Here is an 18556-nt window from a genome sequence, read left to right as displayed (position 1 = left end):
GCCGGGCCCCACGCTACTCGGTCACCTTCGATGAGTCGGTACAGCGCGGCGGCTCCGTAAGCATCCCACATATAGGAAAGGCCAGTTTGGTGACTACGCACACCCTCGACCCCTCCGCTGGTGTGGAACGGTTCGGTTATCGCCAGGAGTTGCAACGGTCGCTGAGCTTCCGCGATCTGGTCACCTACGGGCTGATCTTCATGGTCCCCATCGCCCCGTTCGGGATCTTCGGCAGCGTGTTCCAGGCATCGTCGGGGATGGTCGCGCTCACGTACCTGCTCGGGATGGCCGCGATGATGGTGACCGCCTCGTCGTACGGGGTGATGGTGCGGGCGTATCCGATGGCCGGGTCGGTGTATTCCTACGCCGGGCGGGCGATCGCTCCGTGGTTCGGGTTCCTGTCCGGGTGGACGATCCTGCTCGACTACACCCTGATCCCGTGTCTGCTGTCGCTGGTTGCGGCGGTGTCGATGACCGCGGTGCTGCCCTCGATCCCGGCCTGGATCTGGCTCGTCGCGTTTGTGGCGGTCAACGTCGGGATCAACCTGGCGGGGATCAAGTCCACCCGCCGGGTGAACACCATCGCCCTGGTCGCCGCGCTCGCGGTCCTCGCCTTGTTCGTGGTGACGGCCGTGTCGGCGCTGGCCTCCGGCGCCGGCCGAGGGTTCTCGTGGGAGCCGCTGTTCTCCAGCACCCAGTTCCAGGTCGGCACGCTGCTGACGGGGATGTCGGTGTGCATGCTCAGCTTCCTGGGCTTCGACGCCATGTCCACCCTCGCCGAGGACGTCCAGGGCGGACCGCGCAAGGTCAGCCGGGGCATGGTCGCCGCCCTCGGAATCATCGGCGTGCTCTTCATCGCCCAGGCGATGCTGGCGGCGCTGCTGGTGCCCAACCCGGCCACCCTGATCGCCGACGGCGACCCGGCCGGAACGGCGTTCTACGACGCCGCCCGCGTCGCTGCCGGGCCGTGGCTGGCCACCGTGACCGCCCTGGCAACCGCGCTGGCGTGGGGCCTGTCGAACAACATGGTCGCCCAGGTCGCCACCTCTCGGCTGCTGTACGCGATGGCCCGCGACCGGCAGCTTCCGTCGTTTCTGGCCAGGGTGTCGGTCAGCCGGTCGGTACCGGTCAACGGCATCCTGCTCACCGCCGCCCTGTCCCTCGTGCTCGGCTTGTATATGGCTTCGCGGGACGACGGGATCACGGTGCTGTCGAGTTTGGTGAACTTCGGGGCGCTGTTGTCGTTCATCGTGGTGCACCTGTCGGTCCTGGCCCGCAACCTGCGCACCGATCAGCCGAAGGTCGCCGGGTGGTGGCGCAGCTGGGTCCTCCCGATTGCCGGCGTGGTCATCTTGGTCGCGGTCATCGTGAACGCCAACGCCCTGGCCCAGACGGTCGGTTTTATCTGGCTCGGCATCGGCGTACTCGTGCTGATCTGGCTTGTCGCCACCGGGCGCACCCCCCGCCTGTCCGGCATCGGCGCCGACGAGGACTACCTGGCAGGTCACCGTGGTTGACCCGACATTCATCGACGCCACCGACGATCACATCAGCTACACCTTCGGTGAGAAGCACCCGATCGCCCGGGTGATGCCAGGCGAAGTAGTCCGGCTGCGTACGCGGGACTGTTTCGGCGGCGAAGTCACCTCCGTGCACGACCGGCCGAGCGAGGTGTGCCAGTTCCCGTTCCTCAACCCGGTCACCGGCCCGCTGTACGTGCTGGGCGCCCGGCCCGGTACCACCCTCGCCGTCCACCTCGTTGATCTCACCCCCGCGGGCGAGGTCGGGTATTCCTCCACGTTCCCGCACTTCGGCGCATTGACCGGCACCGCGGCGACGGCGATGCTGCATCCGCCCTTGGAGGAGCGGGTGTGGGAGTACCTGATCGACCACGAGCGGCAGACGGTGCGGTATACGGCCCGCCGGTCACCGTTCACCGCCGACCTGCCGCTGCAGCCGATGCTCGGCACTATCGGGGTCGCCCCCGCCCACGGCGAAGTCCGGGCGTCGATCGTGCCCGGCGTGCACGGCGGCAACCTCGACCTTCCCCTCCTGACCGCCGGCGCCACCCTCTATCTGCCGGTCGGCGTGGACGGAGCGCTCCTCGCCGTCGGGGACGGGCATGCCCGGCAAGGCGACGGGGAGTTGTGCGGCGTCGCGGTCGAGGTGCCGATGGACGTCACCCTGGTCGTGGACGTCACTAGCGAGCCGGGGCCCAGCACCCCGCAGCTGGAGACCGACGCCTCGCTCATGTCGATCGGTGTCGCCCGGCCCCTGGAAGACACCTACCGTGCCGCGCACCACGACCTCGTCCACCACGTGTCCGCCCTTGCCGGGCTCGATCTGCTTGACGCCTATCAGCTGGTGTCGCAGGCCGGGCGGGCGCATGTCGGCAACGTCGTGGACGCCGATTACACCATCGCCGCCGCCATCGACAAACACCTCCTGAAGGCCGCGGCGCCGTATTCCGGGACTCACGAGCGGCTCCGGCAGATCGGGCGGGCACGGTCATGAGCCGCGCGGAGATCGGCACCCTGCGGGAACGGTTGTGGCTGCTGGCCCACGACGACCGCACGGATCTGCAACTGCTGCTGCCGGTCGGGTCGCTGTCAATCGGGTTGATGGCTGCCACCCTGACCGACCTGCTCCTGACCGAGCGCATCACCCTCGACGAGGGCTACCTGTATCCGACGCGCGCAGGCAACCGGCAGACGCCTGCGGACCTGGATCCGGTCACCGCTGGGGTGCTGCACGCCATCACCATCGATCAGCCGCGACTCGCCGAACTCCTGCGGGCGGCTTCCGCGGACTTGGCGGCGGGTGAGCACCATCCGTATGTGCGGCTGTATCAGCGCACCCAGGCCGCCCTCGTCGCGGCCGGCCTGGTGGTCGAGCACCGCCGCACCCTGCGGCCGAGCCGCTACCGCCTCGCCGACCCGTCCGCGTTGAGCTGGAACAAGGGGCAGCTCAATCACCGGCTCGTCTACCACTACCGCACCGGCGACCCGGCCATCGACAGCCTGTGCGCCCTGGTCGCCGCGCTGAATCTACAAGCCGTGCTGGTCACCCCCTACAGCAGCACCGAGGCCGCCCAGGTCCTGCGTCAGATCGTCCATGACCTCGGCGAACACGCCCCTACCGGCTCCCCGCTAACCGCCGTCCCGCAGCTGGTGACCGCCGTCCGCGAGGCGGTCGGGGACCTCGCCACCGCCATCTTCTAACCCCCGCCCCGGCCGAGACCTTGTTGAGGTGATGATGACTGCTCCGACCAGTGCACCCCCGTTGACCACCGTGCTGCGCCTCACCGCTCTGCGGAACCCGGACCGGGCGGCGCATCGCCTGCACAGACTGCTCACCGAGCCGGCCCCCGCCGCCGACCCACCGACGGTGGCCGACCTGCACGCGCTGCGGGTGGAGGCGTTGCTGCAAGCCGGCCACCTCGACGCGGCATTGCACGCCAGCATCAAGGCCGCGCGAGCCGCCGGAGAACTACAACCACAGGACTGGCCGCGCTTGATCACCGCCCTGCTGATCGGCGCGGACCTCGCCGTGCTCGCCGGGCACCCCCACGCGGTCACCGCCTGCGACAGCACCCGCACCGCCTTCACCCACCTGCACCAGCCCGACCCCACCCGCGAGCTGAGCGCCGCCGCGTTGCACGCCGTCGCCGTCTACCACCACCTCGACGCCGCCCACGGCCACCACCTGCTGAACACCCTCGCCCGGCACAATTATCCGCCCACCAGCCAGGCCGCTGCCATCCGCGGCGGACTCGCCGCTATGCACACCGGCATGAGCTCCGGCCGTCTACGAGGAGCACAACACCAGATATCCCCGCCGATACCGGGCGGACTCCTACACCCGCATCCCACCGCCGCCGCGACAGGGTGGCTGGCCGCCCGAGTGCACGCACAACCCGCCCACATCCAGACGGACACACCATGACCCACCTCGACATGCTCACCATCAAGAGCACACACACCCCGCCAAATACCACCGCCAGTGCGGCCGACACCACGATCGGAGATCTGAGCTCCGCGGTCAGGGCCGCCTACGGCACGGACCCGGACTGCTTCAACAATGACTGCCTGTGGACGCTGGCCGACAGGACGGACACCTTCAACCCGGCCACCGCCCCCGACCGCGAGGACATCATCCGGGCAGCACTAACCCTGTTCGTCGATGCCGGTCTCGGCCCGCCTGACCGAGCCGACGCGTGGCTGACCTACCGCCCAGCAAACAACCATGTCGTCCGTCCACGACCGGGGCCCTGCCGATGAGTACCGACCCGACTCGACCGCCGCTGATCGACACCACCGTCGCGCATCCCGCCCGCCGGTACAACTACTGGCTCGGCGGTAAAGACAACTTCGCCGCCGACCGTGACTCCGGCGACTGTATAGAAGCGGTCTTCCCCTGGGTACGCTCCGCCGCCCGTCACAACCGCTCGTTCCTGCACCGCGCCGTGCACTACCTCGCCCAGGACCACGACATCCGGCAGTACATTGACGTCGGCACCGGCCTGCCCATGACCCCCAACACCCACGACGTCGCTCAGCACGTGCACCCTGATGCCCGCGTCGTCTACGTCGACAATGACCCCCTCGTCCTGGTCCACGCCCGCGCCCTGCTCACCGGCACACCGCAGGGCCGCACCGCCTACCTCGACGCCGACCTGCGCCAGCCGCACACCATCCTCGACGACCCCGACCTGGCCAAAACCCTGGATCTCAGCCAGCCCGTCGCGCTGCTCATCGTCGCGACACTGCACTTCGTCACCGACGACACCCAAGCGCTGAACGCGGTGACGACGCTGCTGGACGCCCTGGCACCCGGCAGCTTCCTGGTGGCCTCGCACGCCACCGCCGACACCCTCACCCCTGCCGACCGCGACCAGCTCGCCGCCAGCAACCTCGACTTCGTCTGCCGCACCCGCCAGCAATTCCACCGCTTCTTCACCGGCATGCACCTCACCCCGCCCGGTATCACCTGCGTGCACCGCTGGCACCCCCCACCTGGCCCAGACGCATATACGGCACCCAGTCCCGGTCCGGCGCGTGACATCGATCTGGTGCCCGGCCAAGAACCCGCAACACGCGCTGATCTTGCTCCAGATAGCCAGGTCAACAATTACGGCGCTGTCGCTTGCAAGCCCTGACCCCATCGGTAACCGGCTTATAAAGCGCTACGTGCCCGCGCCCGCATAACTCCTTCTGAGACCCGTCTCCTGCCGTTTCGTGAACCACATTGGAGGGTTTATACCCGTGAGCCATGTTCCTATCGTGCGTGTCGACGGTGACACCGTGTACTCCCCGATCCATCACTACCACCACCCCGGCACCGGCCGTGTCATCGACCTCGTGCTGACCGTGCACTTCGGGGAAAGCGACTACTACGCCCAGCTACGCAAAGCTATCGACAGCCGCACCGCAGCCGGCGCTGTGGTCTACAGCGAGTCCTACAAGCCGAAGCACACCAAACCCACTCTCACCAGGGGTGAACGCAAACTCATCACCGCCATGGTCGCCGAAGCTAAAACCACCCAGGCGCGACTGACCCTGATCGGCTGGCAAATCCAGCCCGAAGGACTCCCGGCGCAACCTGACTGGGTGGACTGCGACCTGCCCACCATCGAGGTCATCCGCAGAATCGGGGTACGCAAACTCCGCCTGGCCACCGGCATCGCCCGCCTCATCAAAGGCCGCCGTATCACCACAGCTGGCGCCAAGAAGGTGAAACAAGAAATCGCCATCGCCGTACGCCTGAACGCCAAGGCACCCCGCAAACGAAAAAGCGCCACCGAAAAGATCATGCTCGACGAACGCGACGCCGCAGCCCTACAAGCGGTACGCAACGAGGACCGCGACACCGTGCTGCTCTGGGGCCTGAGCCACGGCCGCAACCTGCACACCGGCCTGGCAGATCTCGGCTACACCCACACCAGCACCGACTGGTACCGCGTCGCCGCCGACCCCATCATCGCTCGCTACAACCGCCCCCGGCGCCAATCCGCACCGGACGGCAACCCCGCTACCGCCACCGCCGCAGAGACAAAACCCGCCAGCCGCCGCCCCATCAGGGAACACCGGCCATGACCGACTTTTCCCGCGACGAGCTACGCCGCCATCCCCGCCCACCCGCACACCTGGTCGCCGCTGCCGAGCAGGACTACCACTGGGCCAGCGCCCAGACCGATGACTTCACTGTCAAAGTCCGGGTCCTGCTCGACGCCGGATGGACACCCTTCGAAGCCGTGGTCGAGGTCTACCGCACGCTGAGCAGCCAGCCCAGCACCGGTGCCACCATGGTCAGCGCCGTCGCCCTGGTACGCCTCGCCCAGACACCACCCACGGCTAGCAGCGCTGCTGCACCACTAACCTAACGAGGCCAGCTCAAGCACTAACGCCACCCTGCGGATCTAGCCAGCGAAGCGCACAGCTGAGATCCCGTGATGACCTTACGCGGCCGCTTGGATCGGTTCCGGTCACCGATGAGTGTCGAAGGCGTAGCGGCTAGGAACCAGCATCCAGCGCTGTCTCACATCGAACGCACTAGCACCGAGTGGTCGATCTCGTGTCGGTCTATGGCGCTGTCGCTAAGAAGCCGTAACCACCCAGTCAGCCCCCGTCAACGAGTGAGGACGCGCATGTTGCGCAATGACCTGATCACGCTGCTCGCGCAGCACGACAACGACACCGTCACCGTCACCGTCAACGGCCACGCGGTCGACGTCGACACTGTCGCCGTGCAGGACGAGTCGATCACCATCGTGCTGGACGCCGACGGACTCCGAAAGGCAGTCGCGGTAAGCGCCTCATGACCGCGTCCGAAGCGAGTCATCTTGGTGCTCTTTAACGACGCCACATGTGAATGTTCGCTTTCCCCTTTACCAAGGCCCAACGTTGAAGCTCTCAAAGGAGTTCCGATGAGCGATATCGCGCTTCGTGCACCGGCATCGAAGGCCCGGAGGGTCGTGATCCCCGCTGCGCAGACGAATGCGCTATGCCGATTCCGCTTAGACCAGAACGAAGTCAGGTCGGCGGACGCGGACTTTCGCGGCGGCCAGGTTCAGATCGACACGGCCGAGGGCGGCTCAGTGCTTTTCCCCACCGATGTGGGGCTCTCACTGCTAGCGGCGCTTGACGGCGATGTCACGGTGGAGCTGGCAGGAGTGCGAGCGCTCGACGTCGGGTGCGGCTCAGGTCTTTACACCGTAGCCCTGCTGCACGGCGGAGCGGCGCATGTGACCGCCCTCGACATCAACGAGCTGTGCGCCGAGGTCACGACGGACAACGTCGTGCGTAATGGGTTCAGCCCGGACCGGGTCAGCGTGGTTGTGGGTGACGTGGCGGCGCTGGTGGTTGAAGAGCGCTGGGATGTGGTGGTCTGTAACCCGCCGCACTTTCCGGACGACCCGGCGTATGCCGCCGCTGACGGGATCGGCGCTGCGCTGGTGGGCGGCAGTGACGGCCGCGCCCTGTACGACGTGCTGCTCGCCCGGCTGGACGAGCTGCTGGCACCGGGCGGGACGTTGCTGTTGACGCACTCATCGCTGACAGATGTGCCGCGCACTCGCCGGGCTTTGGAGCAGCGGGGCTATGAGTGCCGCACGGTCCAGATATGCGAGCTCGATATCCCGTTGCGCCGGTACGCCGCGCACCGTGACGTGCTGCTGTCGAGGCTCTATCCGCTGCGGGCCGCCGGCCGTGCGCAGTTCCGCGGGCTCCGCTTCGAGGTGCACACCCTCGCCGCCACCCGCGCGACATCAAGCGAGGAGATCAGGTGACGACCATGAGTGAAGCAGTGACGGACGTCGTGGTGGTGGGTTCCGGCCTGCTCGGACTGTCGACCGCCTTCGAGCTGCTGAACCGGGACCTGGACGTGACGATCGTCGGCCCGCGCACCGGGGAGCACAACGGCCAGGCGTCGCGGGCGGCCGGAGCCATGCTGACCGTGTTCAGCGAGGTCGAGGCCACCCACGCGCCGGACAGGATCCGGTTGGAGGTGGCGCAGCGCCTGATCGCCCGGACCGGATATCAAGCGTGGCTGGACCGGATCGGCGAGGCCAGTGGGCGGCAGGTGCCGTTGATCCCGGGGGTGTGGGTGATCGGGAACGGCTACGGCACCGATGACACCGCCCACCTCAAGGCCATCGCCGCCGCCGCAGAAGCGCACGGCTCGCCCGCCGAGTTCGCCGCACCCGGCGACGTGGCGGGACTCGCCCCGCAGGTGCGCGCCTCCGAGGCGCTGTGGCTGCCCGACGAGGCCAGCATCGATCCAGGTGCGCTGGTGGAGGCGTTGACGACGATCCTGAGTGCTCACCGGCGCTGCCGCTGGTTCAACTCCGCCGCCACCGGTGTGCACGAGCACGGCGAGCACCTGGCGGTCCAGGTCGCCGACGGCAGCACCGTGCTGGCGGCCCACCTGGTCCTCGCCGCCGGGGCCGGTGTGACGGGCCTGCTCGATGCGGACCTGGCGCAGGAGGTCGCGGCTCCACCGCTGCGGTCCGGTCGCGGCGTGTCGGTGGTTGTCCGGGCACCGTTCGCATTGCCCGCCGCTGTGCGGTCACCGAACCGGGGATTCGCGTGTGGCAGCCACATGGTGCCGCGTGCCGACGGCCGGGTGTATCTGGGTGCCACGAACCGGCTGTCCACCGAACCGGACTATGGCCGCCGGGCCACCCTGGACGAACTCGCCACGCTGATGCATGACGCCACCGCCGAACTGAACACCACACTGCGCGATGCGGAACTCATCGAGGTGCGGGTCGGGCATCGTCCCGTCACTGCCGATCATCTGCCGCTGTTCGGGCGCACCGGTCACCCGATGGTGCACCTCGCCACCGGCACCTACCGGTGCGGCGTGCTGCTCGCCCCGCACGCCGCGACCATCGTCGCCGACGGGATCACCAGCCCCGGCTCGACCGCCGAGCATCCCTACAGCCCGCGCCGCCAGGTGCACGTGCCGGCGCTGCAGGAGCTGATCGCCACCTCGACGCGGGGTTTGGTGGAAATGCTGTGCCAGCCCGGCGGCAGCCTGCCCGCCGGATCGCAGGAACTGCTCGAACGCTTCCTCGGCGCGGCGCTGCACGAGATCGCCGCCGGTAGTTCACCGCGTGCGGTGGCGGTGCGCCGCCTGTGGGAACGCGCGCCGATGGCCGAGTGCCTGCCGCTGCTGCTCGACGCCGCCGGACGCATCCGATGACCCCGGCACCCGGCCCGGCTCGCAGCGTCCTTGCCGAGATCAGCGGACGCGCGGCATCAACTCTCACCCCCGAGGGACGGCTGGCCGATCTCGGGATGGATTCCCTCGGCCGGCTCACCCTCGCCGTGCTGCTGGAGGAACGCACGGGCCGTCCGCTGTCCGACGAGGCGCTGCTGAAGGTCCGAACCGTCGGTGACCTTGAGCGTCTGCTGGAACCGATGAGGCACCCGGCATGAACACACCGCTGTCTCGGCAGCTCGTATCGGACCCGGATGCGCCGATGATCGTGGCGTCGGCCGAGGTTGCCGCTGGCGCGGTTGTCGGTGCCCGTACCCGCATCTGGCATCAGGCGCAGGTCGACGCCGACGTGCGCCTCGGCGCTGACTGCGTGCTCGGCAAGGGCGTACACATCTCCTCGGCGGCGGTCATCGGTGACAAGGTGAAGATCCAGAACGGCTGCGGGGTCTACGGCGCCGTGCTGGAGGACGGGGTGCTGCTCGCCCCCGGTGTCCGTCTGCTGGAGGACCCCGCGCCCCGGTCCGTCACCCCAGACGGCCACCTGAAAGGCCGCGACGACTGGCGCCGCGAGCCGGTGACGGTCCGCTACGGGGCCACGATCGGGGCCAACGCCGTCATCGTCCCCGGCGTCACCGTCGGCCGGTTCGCCATGGTCGCCGTCGGCACCGTGGTCGGCCACGACGTGCCCGATCACGGGCTGGTCATGGGTAACCCGGCCCGGCAGGTCGGCTGGGCCTGCCAGTGCGGTCACCGCCTCGACGACATCCTCACCTGCCCGAGCTGCGGACGCCGCTACCTGCGACGCCCCCACGGATTGTCTGCCGCCCCCTGAAGACCACCCCCTACCGTCCCCGGACCCGGGCGACGCCCGGATTTCCACAGGTTCATCCACAGGAGGAAGTCTCCGCATGACCGAAGTGCGATACCGCGTTCAGGCCGCCGGGCCATTGCACGGCACCGCCGTCATCCAGGGCGCGAAGAACGCCGCCCTGCCCATGATCGCCGCCGCGCTGCTGGCCAGAAGCGGCCGGACCGTGCTGCGCAACGTCCCGGCCATCACCGACGTGCACCGCGCCGTCGAACTGGCCCGCCTGGTCGGGGCTCACGTCGAGCACCACCCCGGCGACCGGCTGCTCATCATCGACGCCACCAGCGTCTCCAGCCCGCTTCTGCCCGCCGACCTGACCCGCCGGTTCCGCGGCAGTGTCCTCTTCCTGGCCCCAGTCCTGCACCGCTGCGGTGAGGTCATCTTCGAAGGTGCCGGCGGATGCGCGCTCGGCACCCGGGGCCTGGACTTCCACTACCGCGGCCTGGCGCGTCTCGGCGCCCACATCGAGGAACACGACACCACCATCCACATCAAAGGAGCCGCCGACCTCAGCGGTGCCCCGCTCTACCTGGACACCCCGTCGCACACCGGCACCGAGAACCTGATCATGGCCGCGGTGCTCACACCAGGCCAGACCGTGATCGAGAACGCCGCGCTGGAACCGGAAGTCCTCGACGTCGTCGCCATGCTGACCGCCATGGGCGCGAAGATCACCGGCGCGGGCACCGGCCGCATCGTCGTCACCGGCGTCGAACACCTGCACGCCACCGAATACACGGTGATGCCGGACCGCATCGACGCAGGCGTGCTCGCCATGGCCACCGCCATCACCGGCGGCTCCGTCACCCTGGTCGGAGGAGCCGTCCTGGACCACTTCGGGGTCGCCGCGCACAAGCTGCACCAGATGGGCGTGACTCTCGAGCCCGCCGGCGCCGTCACCCTCGTGCAGCGTCCCGGCCCGCTGCACGCGATCAACGTCATCACCGACACCCACCCCGGCTTCGCCACCGACCTGCAACCCCCGCTGATGGCCCTGGCCACGCAGGCGGCGGGCACCAGCTACTTCCGCGAGCGCATCCACGACGCCCGCTACGGCCTGGTCGGCGAACTCGCCAAGCTCGGCGCCGACGTCACCGCCGACGGGGAGAAAGCCGTCGTGCACGGCGGCAAAACCCTCCGGGGCACCGAGGTCATCGCCCGCGACCTGCGCACCGGCATCGGACTCGTCCTGGCCGGACTCGTCGCCGACGGCGAAACCATCGTCACCAACGGAGCCATGATCGACCGAGGGCACTCCGACGTGATCAGCCGCTTCACCGCACTCGGCGCCACCATCGTCCGCGACGAGAACTGAGGAAGCACCCCGGCGGCGCCCCGGCTGGGGCGCCGCCGACCACCCCTTTTCGAGGAAGTGGACTGTCATGACGTTCACCGTTGCGCTCGCCCATCCCGACGTCGGAACCGACGACATCGAGGCCGCCGTCCGGGTGCTGCGCAGCCGACAACTCGCGCAAGGCAGCGAAGTCGCCGCCTTCGAAGACGAGTTCAGCAGCCTCGTCGCAGGCCGGCCCTGCATCGCGGTCAGCTCCGGAACCGACGCCCTGCACCTCGGACTGCGCGCCGTGGACATCGGTCCCGGCGACGAAGTGATCCTGCCGTCGTTCACCTTCGGCGCCACCGCCCACGCCGTCACCCACGCCGGAGCGACCCCGGTGTTCGCCGACATCAGCCCAGAGACGTTCACCCTCGACCCGGATGCGGTCACGGCCGCCATCACCCCCCGCACCGCCGCGATCCTGCCTGTGCACCTGTTCGGCCACCCCGCCGCGATGCACCAGCTCACACCCCTGGCCCAACGGCACGGCCTCGCCATCGTCGAAGACGCCGCCCAAGCCGTCGCAGCGTCCCACGACGGCACACCCGTCGGCGCACTCGGCCACGCTGCGGCCTTCAGCTTCTACCCGACGAAGAACATGCACACGATCGAAGGAGGCATGATCGTCGTCGCCGACCGGCAGGCCGCCCGCAAGGCCCGCCTGCTCCGCAACCAGGGCATGACCGGCCGCTACCAGTACGAGATCGTGGGCTACAACGCCCGCATGACCGACGTCGCCGCCGCCGTCGGCCGCACCCAACTGGCCTGCCTGCCCTGGTGGACGGCCCGCCGACAAGCCCACGCCGCCTACCTCAGCGACCGGCTCACCGGCGTCACCACCCCGGCCGTCATGCCCGGCGCGGTCCACGTCTACCACCAGTACGTGATACGCCACCAAGACCGCGACGCCCTCCAGCAACGCCTCAGCGACGCGGGCATCGAAACCGGCATCCACTACCCGGCACCCGTGCACCGTAGCGCCGCATACCACCAAACCCTTGCGCTGCCGCACACCGAACAAGCGGTCACCGATGTGCTCTCCCTGCCCGTCCACCCGCAGCTCAGTACCACAGACCTGGACCGGCTGATCCAAGCGGTGAACCGATGACCGGCGCGCTCCGGGCCGGGCTCGTCGGTCTCGGCACCATGGGCCGCCACCACGCCCGCATCCTCAGCCATCTACCCGGCGTAGAACTCGTCGCCGCCGCTGACCCCCACGGCGACCTGCATGATGTCGCTCGCAGCCTGCCCGTCGTCGCCACGGTCGAAGAACTCTTGCGCTACCGCCTCGACTACTGCGTAGTGGCGGTGCCCACCGCGCAGCACGCCACCGTGGGCCTCGCCCTCGCCGCCGCCGGCATACCCGCCCTCATCGAAAAGCCCATCGCGCCAGACGTGGAAACAGCTCAAAAACTCGCCAAGGCGTTCGACCAGGCCCGCATCGTCGCAGCAGTCGGACACACCGAGCGGTACAACCCCGCGCTACAAGCCATGCGAGCACGCCTTGCCGACGGAGCCCTCGGCCAGCTCTACCAACTCACCACCCGCAGGCAAGGCCCCTACCCGCCGCGCATCCGCGACGTCGGCGTCGTTCTCGACCTTGCCACCCACGACCTCGACATCACCGCCTGGGTCACCGGCAAACCCCTGGTCTCCGTCTCGGCGCGCACCGTCAGCCGCAGCGGACGCATCCCCGAAGACCTCGTCGCCATCATCGGCGAACTCAGCGACGGCACCGTCACCAGCCACCTCATCAACTGGCTATCGCCCATGAAAGAACGCGTCACCATCGCCACCGGCGCCCACGGTTGCCTCATCGCCGACACCGTCCACGGCGACCTCACCTACTACGCCAACGGATCCACCCGCACCCAATGGGCTGCCGCCGAGGTATTCCGCGGAGTCACCGAGGGAGACGTCACCCGCTTCGCCATTCCTAAAATGGAACCACTGGTCAGCGAGCACGAAGCCTTCCGCGATGCGGTGAACGGCGCCGAGTCGTCAATCGTCACCCTGTGGGAAGCCGCCGCCACCATCGCCGCAGCCGAAGCCGTCCTGGCCGCCGCCACCTCCGATGCGGCGAGAGCACCCACCCTGATCGAACATCGATTGGTTCGGGACGCGTCGAACCGCTATGCCTTCGCGACGGCCACACCGTCTTCGAGGTAGACGCCCCCGCCCCGAGCGCTTGCTTCTAGCGCGGCGTTAACGCGCCGAGCAAGACGCTCGATCAGCACTTCCTGGAGCCTTGCCGGTTCCACGAACTCGAATCGATCCAGCTCCTCGGCGCACAACCGGATGGCACCGATCTGCGCGGCGCTCAGCACACCGCCATCGAAGAGGAACATCAAGCCGCCATCCCACGGCGGACTCGGCGGCACCCAGTCAACGCAGAGCAACTTACCGGTCGACACGACAAGGCCCAGCTCTTCCTCCAGCTCGCGATCACACGCGGCGGCCGGCGACTCATCCAGTTCCAACGTGCCACCGGGCAACTCCCACACGTCCTTGTATGTCGGATGAACAACCAGCACGCGGCCCAACTCATCACGAAGCACCACACCAGCAGCAGCGCGCACCCTCACCACGCTGGCGATGTAGTCGAGCTCGGGGATCTTTTCCGTTTTTAACACGGAGGCGACCATACGCGACCGACCTTCGTTTGCCCGATTTGGGCGCCTTGCTACGGGGCGCCGTCTCGAAGGTTCTGGACGAAGCTCCCCATCTCGGCGATCAGCCTGGCTGTTTTTCCAGGCCGGTACACCTCGTCCTAACTCCGAGCCATCGGGCGGGGACCTCCGCGGTCGCTCAAGATCGGCGAGAACGCCCGCCCGTGGACACTCAGGTGGGCGCTCTCCCTGCCGGTCCTTAGCGAGCGGCCTGCTCCAGCCGCCTGACGTCGCGCCTGCTCATCCCGAACAGCGTGTTTGGAGCATCGTGCCTGTACGGGTAGCCGACAATGAGCGCGGCGGCGATGAACTCACCGTTGGACACGTACCAGCCGCCCGGCGCTCGCTCCAGCACATGCTTAGCGCCGTAACTACTGAAGGTGAGTGTCTTGATCGGAGTGATGTTGTCACGCAGCCAACTCACCACATCCATCACCGTGTCCTCTTGGGAGGCGAGTCTTACACGGCCGACGGCAATTTCATCGCGGCGCTGCTGCGCGGTCTTGCGCCACGGGTCGAAGGCGCCGATACCAAAGTCGTTGAGCTGCGGATGCTGTTGCATCACTTCGGCCAAGGTGGGCAGTGTGACCTGGCGGCGGGCCTCCATGTACGGCAGGCCGGTCGCGGCTTGAAAACTTCGAACCTCAGCCTTGCCGCGGCGGTTTTTCGTCATCGTGTCTCCAACGCGCGGAACGCCCCACACCCGTCCCGCCATGGATAGAGATGACCTGGCGAAGCTGAAACACGCGATTCGGAGAACCTTGTCCTCGACGCCAGGGGGGCGTGGGCCACCACGGCTCGGAGCGGGCAGGCGCTACAGCCCAACTAGAGTGTACACCAGAGGACATCCACCCCGGCCATCTGAACGTTTGGCGTCGAGGCATGTCGGCGCGTATGGAGCTGCACGTCGTCGTGCCGGCCCGGCGACCCTTGGCCCAGAGAAGACCGCTGTGGTCGTGACCCCGGGCCTTCGTTGATCCATATCGGCCATGACGCTGGCTTGCCGCGTGGGTGCACAATAAGTTACGCAGCACATACGAGGAGTGTCAGATGGACTTCACGGCTGGCTTGATGATCATCATTGTCATCATCGCTCTGCCCTTCATCTTCATCCCCAGGTGCGCGTTCGTCTTCGGGATGTTGGGGAAACTGCTCAGAGCGGGGTTCGATGCTTCTCGGACCACAACGCGAGTGCATGATCCGGAAAGTCATCCGACTGTGGCCCTTACGTGCCCGTACTTGGACTGCGGCTTTGCAGCGGGCTACCCCCCCGAGGCGTGTGAACCTGAAGTGTCCCAAATGCCAGAGAGAGTTCGAAGCAGTCCACTAACAGTTAAGCATGTCGCCAAAGGTTCCGAGGCAGGAGCTTAATCGTCCGAAGTGCCGCGGATGTCGCCTCAATGGCCGTCGTTGGAGGTCGCCTACTCACCCTGGGCCTCTCCCCGTGACCCCGCCCGATCATCCGTTGCGGCGCCCAGATACGGCGCGTCCTGCAAGCCGCCCAGTCAACGATCGGCGAAGCGCAGATGGGCAGTCAAGGAGTGATCGCCAACGCTGCCGAACCCCTCCGCAGTTGCCGCGACCTTTGCTGGTCGAGGCCAACTCCGGGCTGCTCGCCGCCGACCGGGCCCGGCTCGGCGGCGCGATACCCACCCCGCCACCGCCTGGGTCACCCGCGAGGTCGCCTGGCTCGTCGGCCAGTCCGACCGGCTGACGCACGATTTAAGACTTCGGGGAATGTGCTCTGCCCGCGTTAGCGGCCGCGTGACTGCAACTGAGTCAGCCAGTGAGCAGCCGTCTGCGGCCGGGTGCCGTATTCGGCAGAACCTAACGCTTGAACCCGAGCCGACTCGGATAGCTCGGGACGGGGAAGCCGACAACTTCCGTGCAGCACCGCTGCCATGGTCGGGGTAGGTTCGATGTCGAACTGGTTGAGCAAGACCGGCCAGCCCTCATCTGTCAGCTGAGGATTCCACGTGCGGCACACCACCTGGCCAAAGGCGTGGAACTCGAACCACCCGATCAGCGTTGCTGGCTTGTTGCACTGGCCGTCCAACCAGAGGAGGCGTTGTCCCGGGTCTAGCCGCTCCTTACCGATAAGCCATCCATTGACCGCGTCCTCCTCGCGGTTGAGATAGGGGACCGGGTCTTCGTCGCCGTCCGGATCCATGAGGGAGAAGCCCGAGACCGAGCGCGGATCGCCCTCGGCCATCAACTCCAGCACATCCCCGTCGCCGTGCGCTTGCCACAAGTCCAACGGTGGTTGCGTCTCGCTGGTCGGGCGGTACGGCAGCACCGCAAACATTTGGCCGGCGCGCAGGCTGAGTGCGATCCGATCGCCGTGGTCGAGTCGTACCGGCTCGTCGGTCTGCCAGCCTTCAATGCCATCCTGCTCGGCGACGGCCTGCCGGACGGCGTTCACCGCGACCGGCACCTCGGTGGCAAAGAACTCCCGTTGTTCACTGACCCGGACCCCGCGCAGGATCCGGTGAGCAGCGCGCTCTACCGCTTGCGGATGCGATGTCAGCATCCGATGCTCAACGGTGAAGTGCAAAGGCACACCGGTCGAGCGCAGCTTGCGGGCCCGATTCTCAGGAAGTAGATCGGTGTAGCCCACCTTGACCAGCCCAGGCATCGCCGGGTTGGAAAGCACATAGACGAATCCCGCGCGATAGGCCACGATCCCAACCTAGTTCCCCGGTCAAACGTGCCATGCCGAGAGAGATGAATCGCCGAGACGCCTTCCACCGGACACGCTCGGCTGAGCTCTCAGCAGCGGTGCGCGGTTCTCGCCGGCCAAGTGCACACGACGCCCAGCGGGAAAACTCACCCATCACGCTACGGAATGATTTCTGCTTGCCGGAGCCGGAAGGAGCGGAACATGGCGCGTACTCGCTTGAGGATCATGAAGACGGTCAAGAGCATGTGCACGCCAACGAAGACCACTAAGGCAGTCATGGCAACGCCGAGCGGCTTTTCAGTGTCGATGAACATCGTCACCCCGCCGAGGATGGCGGTGAAGACGATGCCCACGAGGACGGCGTAGCTGACGTTGGCGCGTAGCTCATCGGCCAGCCGGTCGACCAGTGCCCGGCTTTCGGCCTCCAGCTTGTCGGTAGCCCGTGCGGTCAGATCGAAGATCAAAACGAAGACGTTGAAGATCAGTCCGGTGAAGATCGCAACGGCTGCCAGTACATCTGGGATGTTGCGTGCAGTTGCGCCCAAGGCCCATACGAGGACGGCGAGAGCCACAGGGATACCGAAGTGAACGGCGACGTCCGCCGGACTGTACCGGCCGGTCTGGAAGTTTTTGAGCGTGCCGTAGTGATCGCTGGCAAGTGCGAGTGCCGAGAACTTACTGCGTCGTGTCCGGTTCTGCGTCATCGTCGGATTCCTCCGGCAGCAGGTTCAGCCTGAACTGTTGGGCGTCGTCTGACCACTTCTCATTGTCCCAGCCGGGTGTGACATTTACGCCGACGGCGGGGGCCATCTCACGCACACTGCCGAGCACCTCGTCGTAGAAGCGCTGTTCGTCAGGAATCTCCTGTGTTCGGATGTCGTAGATGAACGTCGGAGCCGAATCGGCGGTGACGGTCAAGGTGGTGCGGCGCTCTCCCACTTCCATCCCCACGCTGAGTTCATCGAACTGGAGCCCGTGCATCTGCAGGAGAGCCGAGCGAGTCGGGTCGTCGCCGCGGAGCCTGCCGATCAGTGCCTGCTGGAAGTGCTTCAAGCGCCCCGGCGTGATCCTCAGCTCCAGCTTGCCGGCCGGAGCCTGCTCTGCGTTCATCTCCACGGCGTCTGCGATGTCGCGCGGTAGGCCGGTGCGTCGCAGTGTGATCTCGTGCGCCTGTGCTTCGGCGATGAACTTTTGCAGGGCGGCCTCGTCGGCGATCGCATCTACGTCCAGTACGAGGCCAGTTTGCCTACGGAAAAGCCGCGCAAGGATGGGAACGAGCAGTGCCTTCGCCCCTGACCGGCCGTGGACCTCCAGGGCCAGCAGGCCGACCGTAGCCCGGGATGGAACGACGATGAGTCCTCGGCGGACGTTTGTTTCGATGTGCTCATCCAGGCGGGTGAAGACCGGTTCGGAGTCATCCGGTCCGAAGAATTCCGATGACTGGCCGCTCTGACCTACGCTGACGCTGAACCGGATGGTCCGGCCGACACCGTCGACCGTGCGAGCCTGGATGTGTTTGCTTTTCTCGGAAATCCGGCGCGTGGTCATCGCCTGCAGAGCCCCGTACAGGACGGTCAAGGCGTCTTGCTCTCCCCGACCGCCGAGTTGTCCCAGGACTGCGGCTTCGTCTGGCGAGCGGTAGGGATGTGCTCGAAAGACGTAGATCATGTAGCCGTACTTCGTGGCCATTGACGCGACTCCCCGGGTCTATTGAGGTCACAGTACGGTACAGCGTTATCACAGCTGGTGATAGCTGCGACGTAGGGATCTACGAGACCGAA

The 18556-nt window shown here is 67.2% G+C and carries 21 protein-coding genes; 16 read left to right on the top strand and 5 right to left on the bottom strand.

Annotated elements, in window-relative coordinates:
- Positions 1-89: 89 nt before the first annotated feature.
- The 16 genes from TFC3_RS24820 (at position 90) to TFC3_RS24750 (ending at position 13595) form a co-directional block, all read left to right on the top strand.
- Positions 90-1517: an APC family permease gene (locus TFC3_RS24820; RefSeq protein ID WP_236718298.1), complete on the top strand. Its 1428-nt coding sequence runs from the start codon at positions 90-92 to the stop codon at positions 1515-1517.
- Positions 1510-2514, top strand: coding sequence for an acetamidase/formamidase family protein (locus TFC3_RS24815; protein ID WP_067504524.1), 1005 nt, complete (start codon positions 1510-1512; stop codon positions 2512-2514). The genes TFC3_RS24820 and TFC3_RS24815 overlap by 8 nt, the downstream gene beginning before the upstream one ends.
- Complete coding sequence (locus tag TFC3_RS24810; RefSeq protein ID WP_067504521.1) at positions 2511-3221, top strand: GPP34 family phosphoprotein; 711 nt, start codon at positions 2511-2513, stop codon at positions 3219-3221. Before TFC3_RS24815 ends, TFC3_RS24810 begins: the two co-directional genes overlap by 4 nt.
- A gap of 34 nt (positions 3222-3255) precedes the next feature.
- On the top strand, positions 3256-3945 hold the full coding sequence (locus TFC3_RS24805) for a hypothetical protein (protein WP_153040380.1): 690 nt from the start codon (positions 3256-3258) through the stop codon (positions 3943-3945).
- Positions 3942-4280, top strand: a complete 339-nt coding sequence (locus tag TFC3_RS24800; protein WP_067504514.1) for a hypothetical protein — start codon at positions 3942-3944, stop codon at positions 4278-4280. The genes TFC3_RS24805 and TFC3_RS24800 overlap by 4 nt, the downstream gene beginning before the upstream one ends.
- Positions 4277-5158, top strand: a complete 882-nt coding sequence (locus TFC3_RS24795) for an SAM-dependent methyltransferase (protein WP_067504511.1) — start codon at positions 4277-4279, stop codon at positions 5156-5158. The genes TFC3_RS24800 and TFC3_RS24795 overlap by 4 nt, the downstream gene beginning before the upstream one ends.
- A gap of 106 nt (positions 5159-5264) precedes the next feature.
- On the top strand, positions 5265-6095 hold the full coding sequence (locus tag TFC3_RS24790; protein WP_153040379.1) for a hypothetical protein: 831 nt from the start codon (positions 5265-5267) through the stop codon (positions 6093-6095).
- Complete coding sequence (locus tag TFC3_RS24785; RefSeq protein ID WP_067504506.1) at positions 6092-6382, top strand: hypothetical protein; 291 nt, start codon at positions 6092-6094, stop codon at positions 6380-6382. Before TFC3_RS24790 ends, TFC3_RS24785 begins: the two co-directional genes overlap by 4 nt.
- Positions 6383-6646: 264 nt before the next feature.
- Positions 6647-6820, top strand: a complete 174-nt coding sequence (locus tag TFC3_RS38210) for a hypothetical protein (RefSeq protein ID WP_161952674.1) — start codon at positions 6647-6649, stop codon at positions 6818-6820.
- Between the two features lie 105 nt (positions 6821-6925).
- A complete protein-coding gene (locus TFC3_RS24780) occupies positions 6926-7786 on the top strand; it encodes a 50S ribosomal protein L11 methyltransferase (protein WP_067504503.1) in 861 nt (286 codons plus the stop codon).
- 5 nt (positions 7787-7791) lie between these two features.
- Complete coding sequence (locus TFC3_RS24775) at positions 7792-9204, top strand: FAD-binding oxidoreductase (RefSeq protein ID WP_067507464.1); 1413 nt, start codon at positions 7792-7794, stop codon at positions 9202-9204.
- Positions 9201-9440 (top strand): acyl carrier protein, encoded by a 240-nt coding sequence (locus tag TFC3_RS24770; RefSeq protein ID WP_067504500.1) that lies wholly within the window; start codon positions 9201-9203, stop codon positions 9438-9440. The genes TFC3_RS24775 and TFC3_RS24770 overlap by 4 nt, the downstream gene beginning before the upstream one ends.
- A complete protein-coding gene (locus TFC3_RS24765; RefSeq protein WP_067504496.1) occupies positions 9437-10054 on the top strand; it encodes an acyltransferase in 618 nt (205 codons plus the stop codon). The genes TFC3_RS24770 and TFC3_RS24765 overlap by 4 nt, the downstream gene beginning before the upstream one ends.
- 76 nt (positions 10055-10130) lie before the next feature.
- Positions 10131-11405, top strand: coding sequence for a UDP-N-acetylglucosamine 1-carboxyvinyltransferase (gene murA, locus TFC3_RS24760; protein WP_067504493.1), 1275 nt, complete (start codon positions 10131-10133; stop codon positions 11403-11405).
- A 67-nt stretch (positions 11406-11472) separates the two neighbouring features.
- A complete protein-coding gene (locus TFC3_RS24755) occupies positions 11473-12534 on the top strand; it encodes a DegT/DnrJ/EryC1/StrS aminotransferase family protein (RefSeq protein WP_067504489.1) in 1062 nt (353 codons plus the stop codon).
- Complete coding sequence (locus TFC3_RS24750) at positions 12531-13595, top strand: Gfo/Idh/MocA family protein (RefSeq protein ID WP_067504486.1); 1065 nt, start codon at positions 12531-12533, stop codon at positions 13593-13595. Before TFC3_RS24755 ends, TFC3_RS24750 begins: the two co-directional genes overlap by 4 nt.
- On the opposite strand, the gene TFC3_RS24745 is transcribed toward TFC3_RS24750, so the two are convergent.
- The 5 genes from TFC3_RS24745 to TFC3_RS24725 all read right to left on the bottom strand — a co-directional run bounded on the left by TFC3_RS24745 (position 13559) and on the right by TFC3_RS24725 (position 18464).
- Positions 13559-14059, bottom strand: a complete 501-nt coding sequence (locus TFC3_RS24745; protein WP_236718297.1) for an NUDIX hydrolase — start codon at positions 14057-14059, stop codon at positions 13559-13561. The genes TFC3_RS24750 and TFC3_RS24745 overlap by 37 nt on opposite strands.
- Positions 14060-14294: 235 nt before the next feature.
- The gene (locus tag TFC3_RS24740) at positions 14295-14768 is read right to left on the bottom strand and encodes a hypothetical protein (protein WP_067504480.1); all 474 of its coding nucleotides are present in this window, start codon (positions 14766-14768) and stop codon (positions 14295-14297) included.
- 1080 nt (positions 14769-15848) lie between these two features.
- Complete coding sequence (locus tag TFC3_RS24735) at positions 15849-16775, bottom strand: GIY-YIG nuclease family protein (protein WP_067504477.1); 927 nt, start codon at positions 16773-16775, stop codon at positions 15849-15851.
- 158 nt (positions 16776-16933) lie between these two features.
- Positions 16934-17479, bottom strand: coding sequence for a hypothetical protein (locus TFC3_RS24730; RefSeq protein ID WP_067504473.1), 546 nt, complete (start codon positions 17477-17479; stop codon positions 16934-16936).
- Entirely contained in the window at positions 17451-18464 is a 1014-nt protein-coding gene (locus TFC3_RS24725) for a hypothetical protein (protein ID WP_153040378.1), read from the bottom strand. Before TFC3_RS24725 ends, TFC3_RS24730 begins: the two co-directional genes overlap by 29 nt.
- Positions 18465-18556: the final 92 nt, after the last annotated feature.

The organism is Actinoplanes sp. TFC3, from assembly GCF_001553785.1.
In the GTDB taxonomy this organism is placed as follows: Bacteria; Actinomycetota; Actinomycetes; order Mycobacteriales; family Micromonosporaceae; genus Actinoplanes.
This window is presented reverse-complemented; position numbering and strand designations above follow the sequence as displayed.

Coding starts and splice junctions, on each gene's coding strand:
- TFC3_RS24740 (WP_067504480.1), bottom strand. CDS start 14,768: ATGACGAAAAACCGCCGCGGCAAGGCTGAGGTTCGAAGTTTTCAAGCC.
- TFC3_RS24810 (WP_067504521.1), top strand. CDS start 2,511: ATGAGCCGCGCGGAGATCGGCACCCTGCGGGAACGGTTGTGGCTGCTG.
- TFC3_RS24730 (WP_067504473.1), bottom strand. CDS start 17,479: ATGACGCAGAACCGGACACGACGCAGTAAGTTCTCGGCACTCGCACTT.
- TFC3_RS24785 (WP_067504506.1), top strand. CDS start 6,092: ATGACCGACTTTTCCCGCGACGAGCTACGCCGCCATCCCCGCCCACCC.
- TFC3_RS24780 (WP_067504503.1), top strand. CDS start 6,926: ATGAGCGATATCGCGCTTCGTGCACCGGCATCGAAGGCCCGGAGGGTC.
- TFC3_RS24770 (WP_067504500.1), top strand. CDS start 9,201: ATGACCCCGGCACCCGGCCCGGCTCGCAGCGTCCTTGCCGAGATCAGC.
- TFC3_RS24750 (WP_067504486.1), top strand. CDS start 12,531: ATGACCGGCGCGCTCCGGGCCGGGCTCGTCGGTCTCGGCACCATGGGC.
- TFC3_RS24805 (WP_153040380.1), top strand. CDS start 3,256: ATGACTGCTCCGACCAGTGCACCCCCGTTGACCACCGTGCTGCGCCTC.
- murA (WP_067504493.1), top strand. CDS start 10,131: ATGACCGAAGTGCGATACCGCGTTCAGGCCGCCGGGCCATTGCACGGC.
- TFC3_RS24795 (WP_067504511.1), top strand. CDS start 4,277: ATGAGTACCGACCCGACTCGACCGCCGCTGATCGACACCACCGTCGCG.
- TFC3_RS24775 (WP_067507464.1), top strand. CDS start 7,792: ATGAGTGAAGCAGTGACGGACGTCGTGGTGGTGGGTTCCGGCCTGCTC.
- TFC3_RS24765 (WP_067504496.1), top strand. CDS start 9,437: ATGAACACACCGCTGTCTCGGCAGCTCGTATCGGACCCGGATGCGCCG.
- TFC3_RS24755 (WP_067504489.1), top strand. CDS start 11,473: ATGACGTTCACCGTTGCGCTCGCCCATCCCGACGTCGGAACCGACGAC.
- TFC3_RS24800 (WP_067504514.1), top strand. CDS start 3,942: ATGACCCACCTCGACATGCTCACCATCAAGAGCACACACACCCCGCCA.
- TFC3_RS38210 (WP_161952674.1), top strand. CDS start 6,647: ATGTTGCGCAATGACCTGATCACGCTGCTCGCGCAGCACGACAACGAC.
- TFC3_RS24725 (WP_153040378.1), bottom strand. CDS start 18,464: ATGGCCACGAAGTACGGCTACATGATCTACGTCTTTCGAGCACATCCC.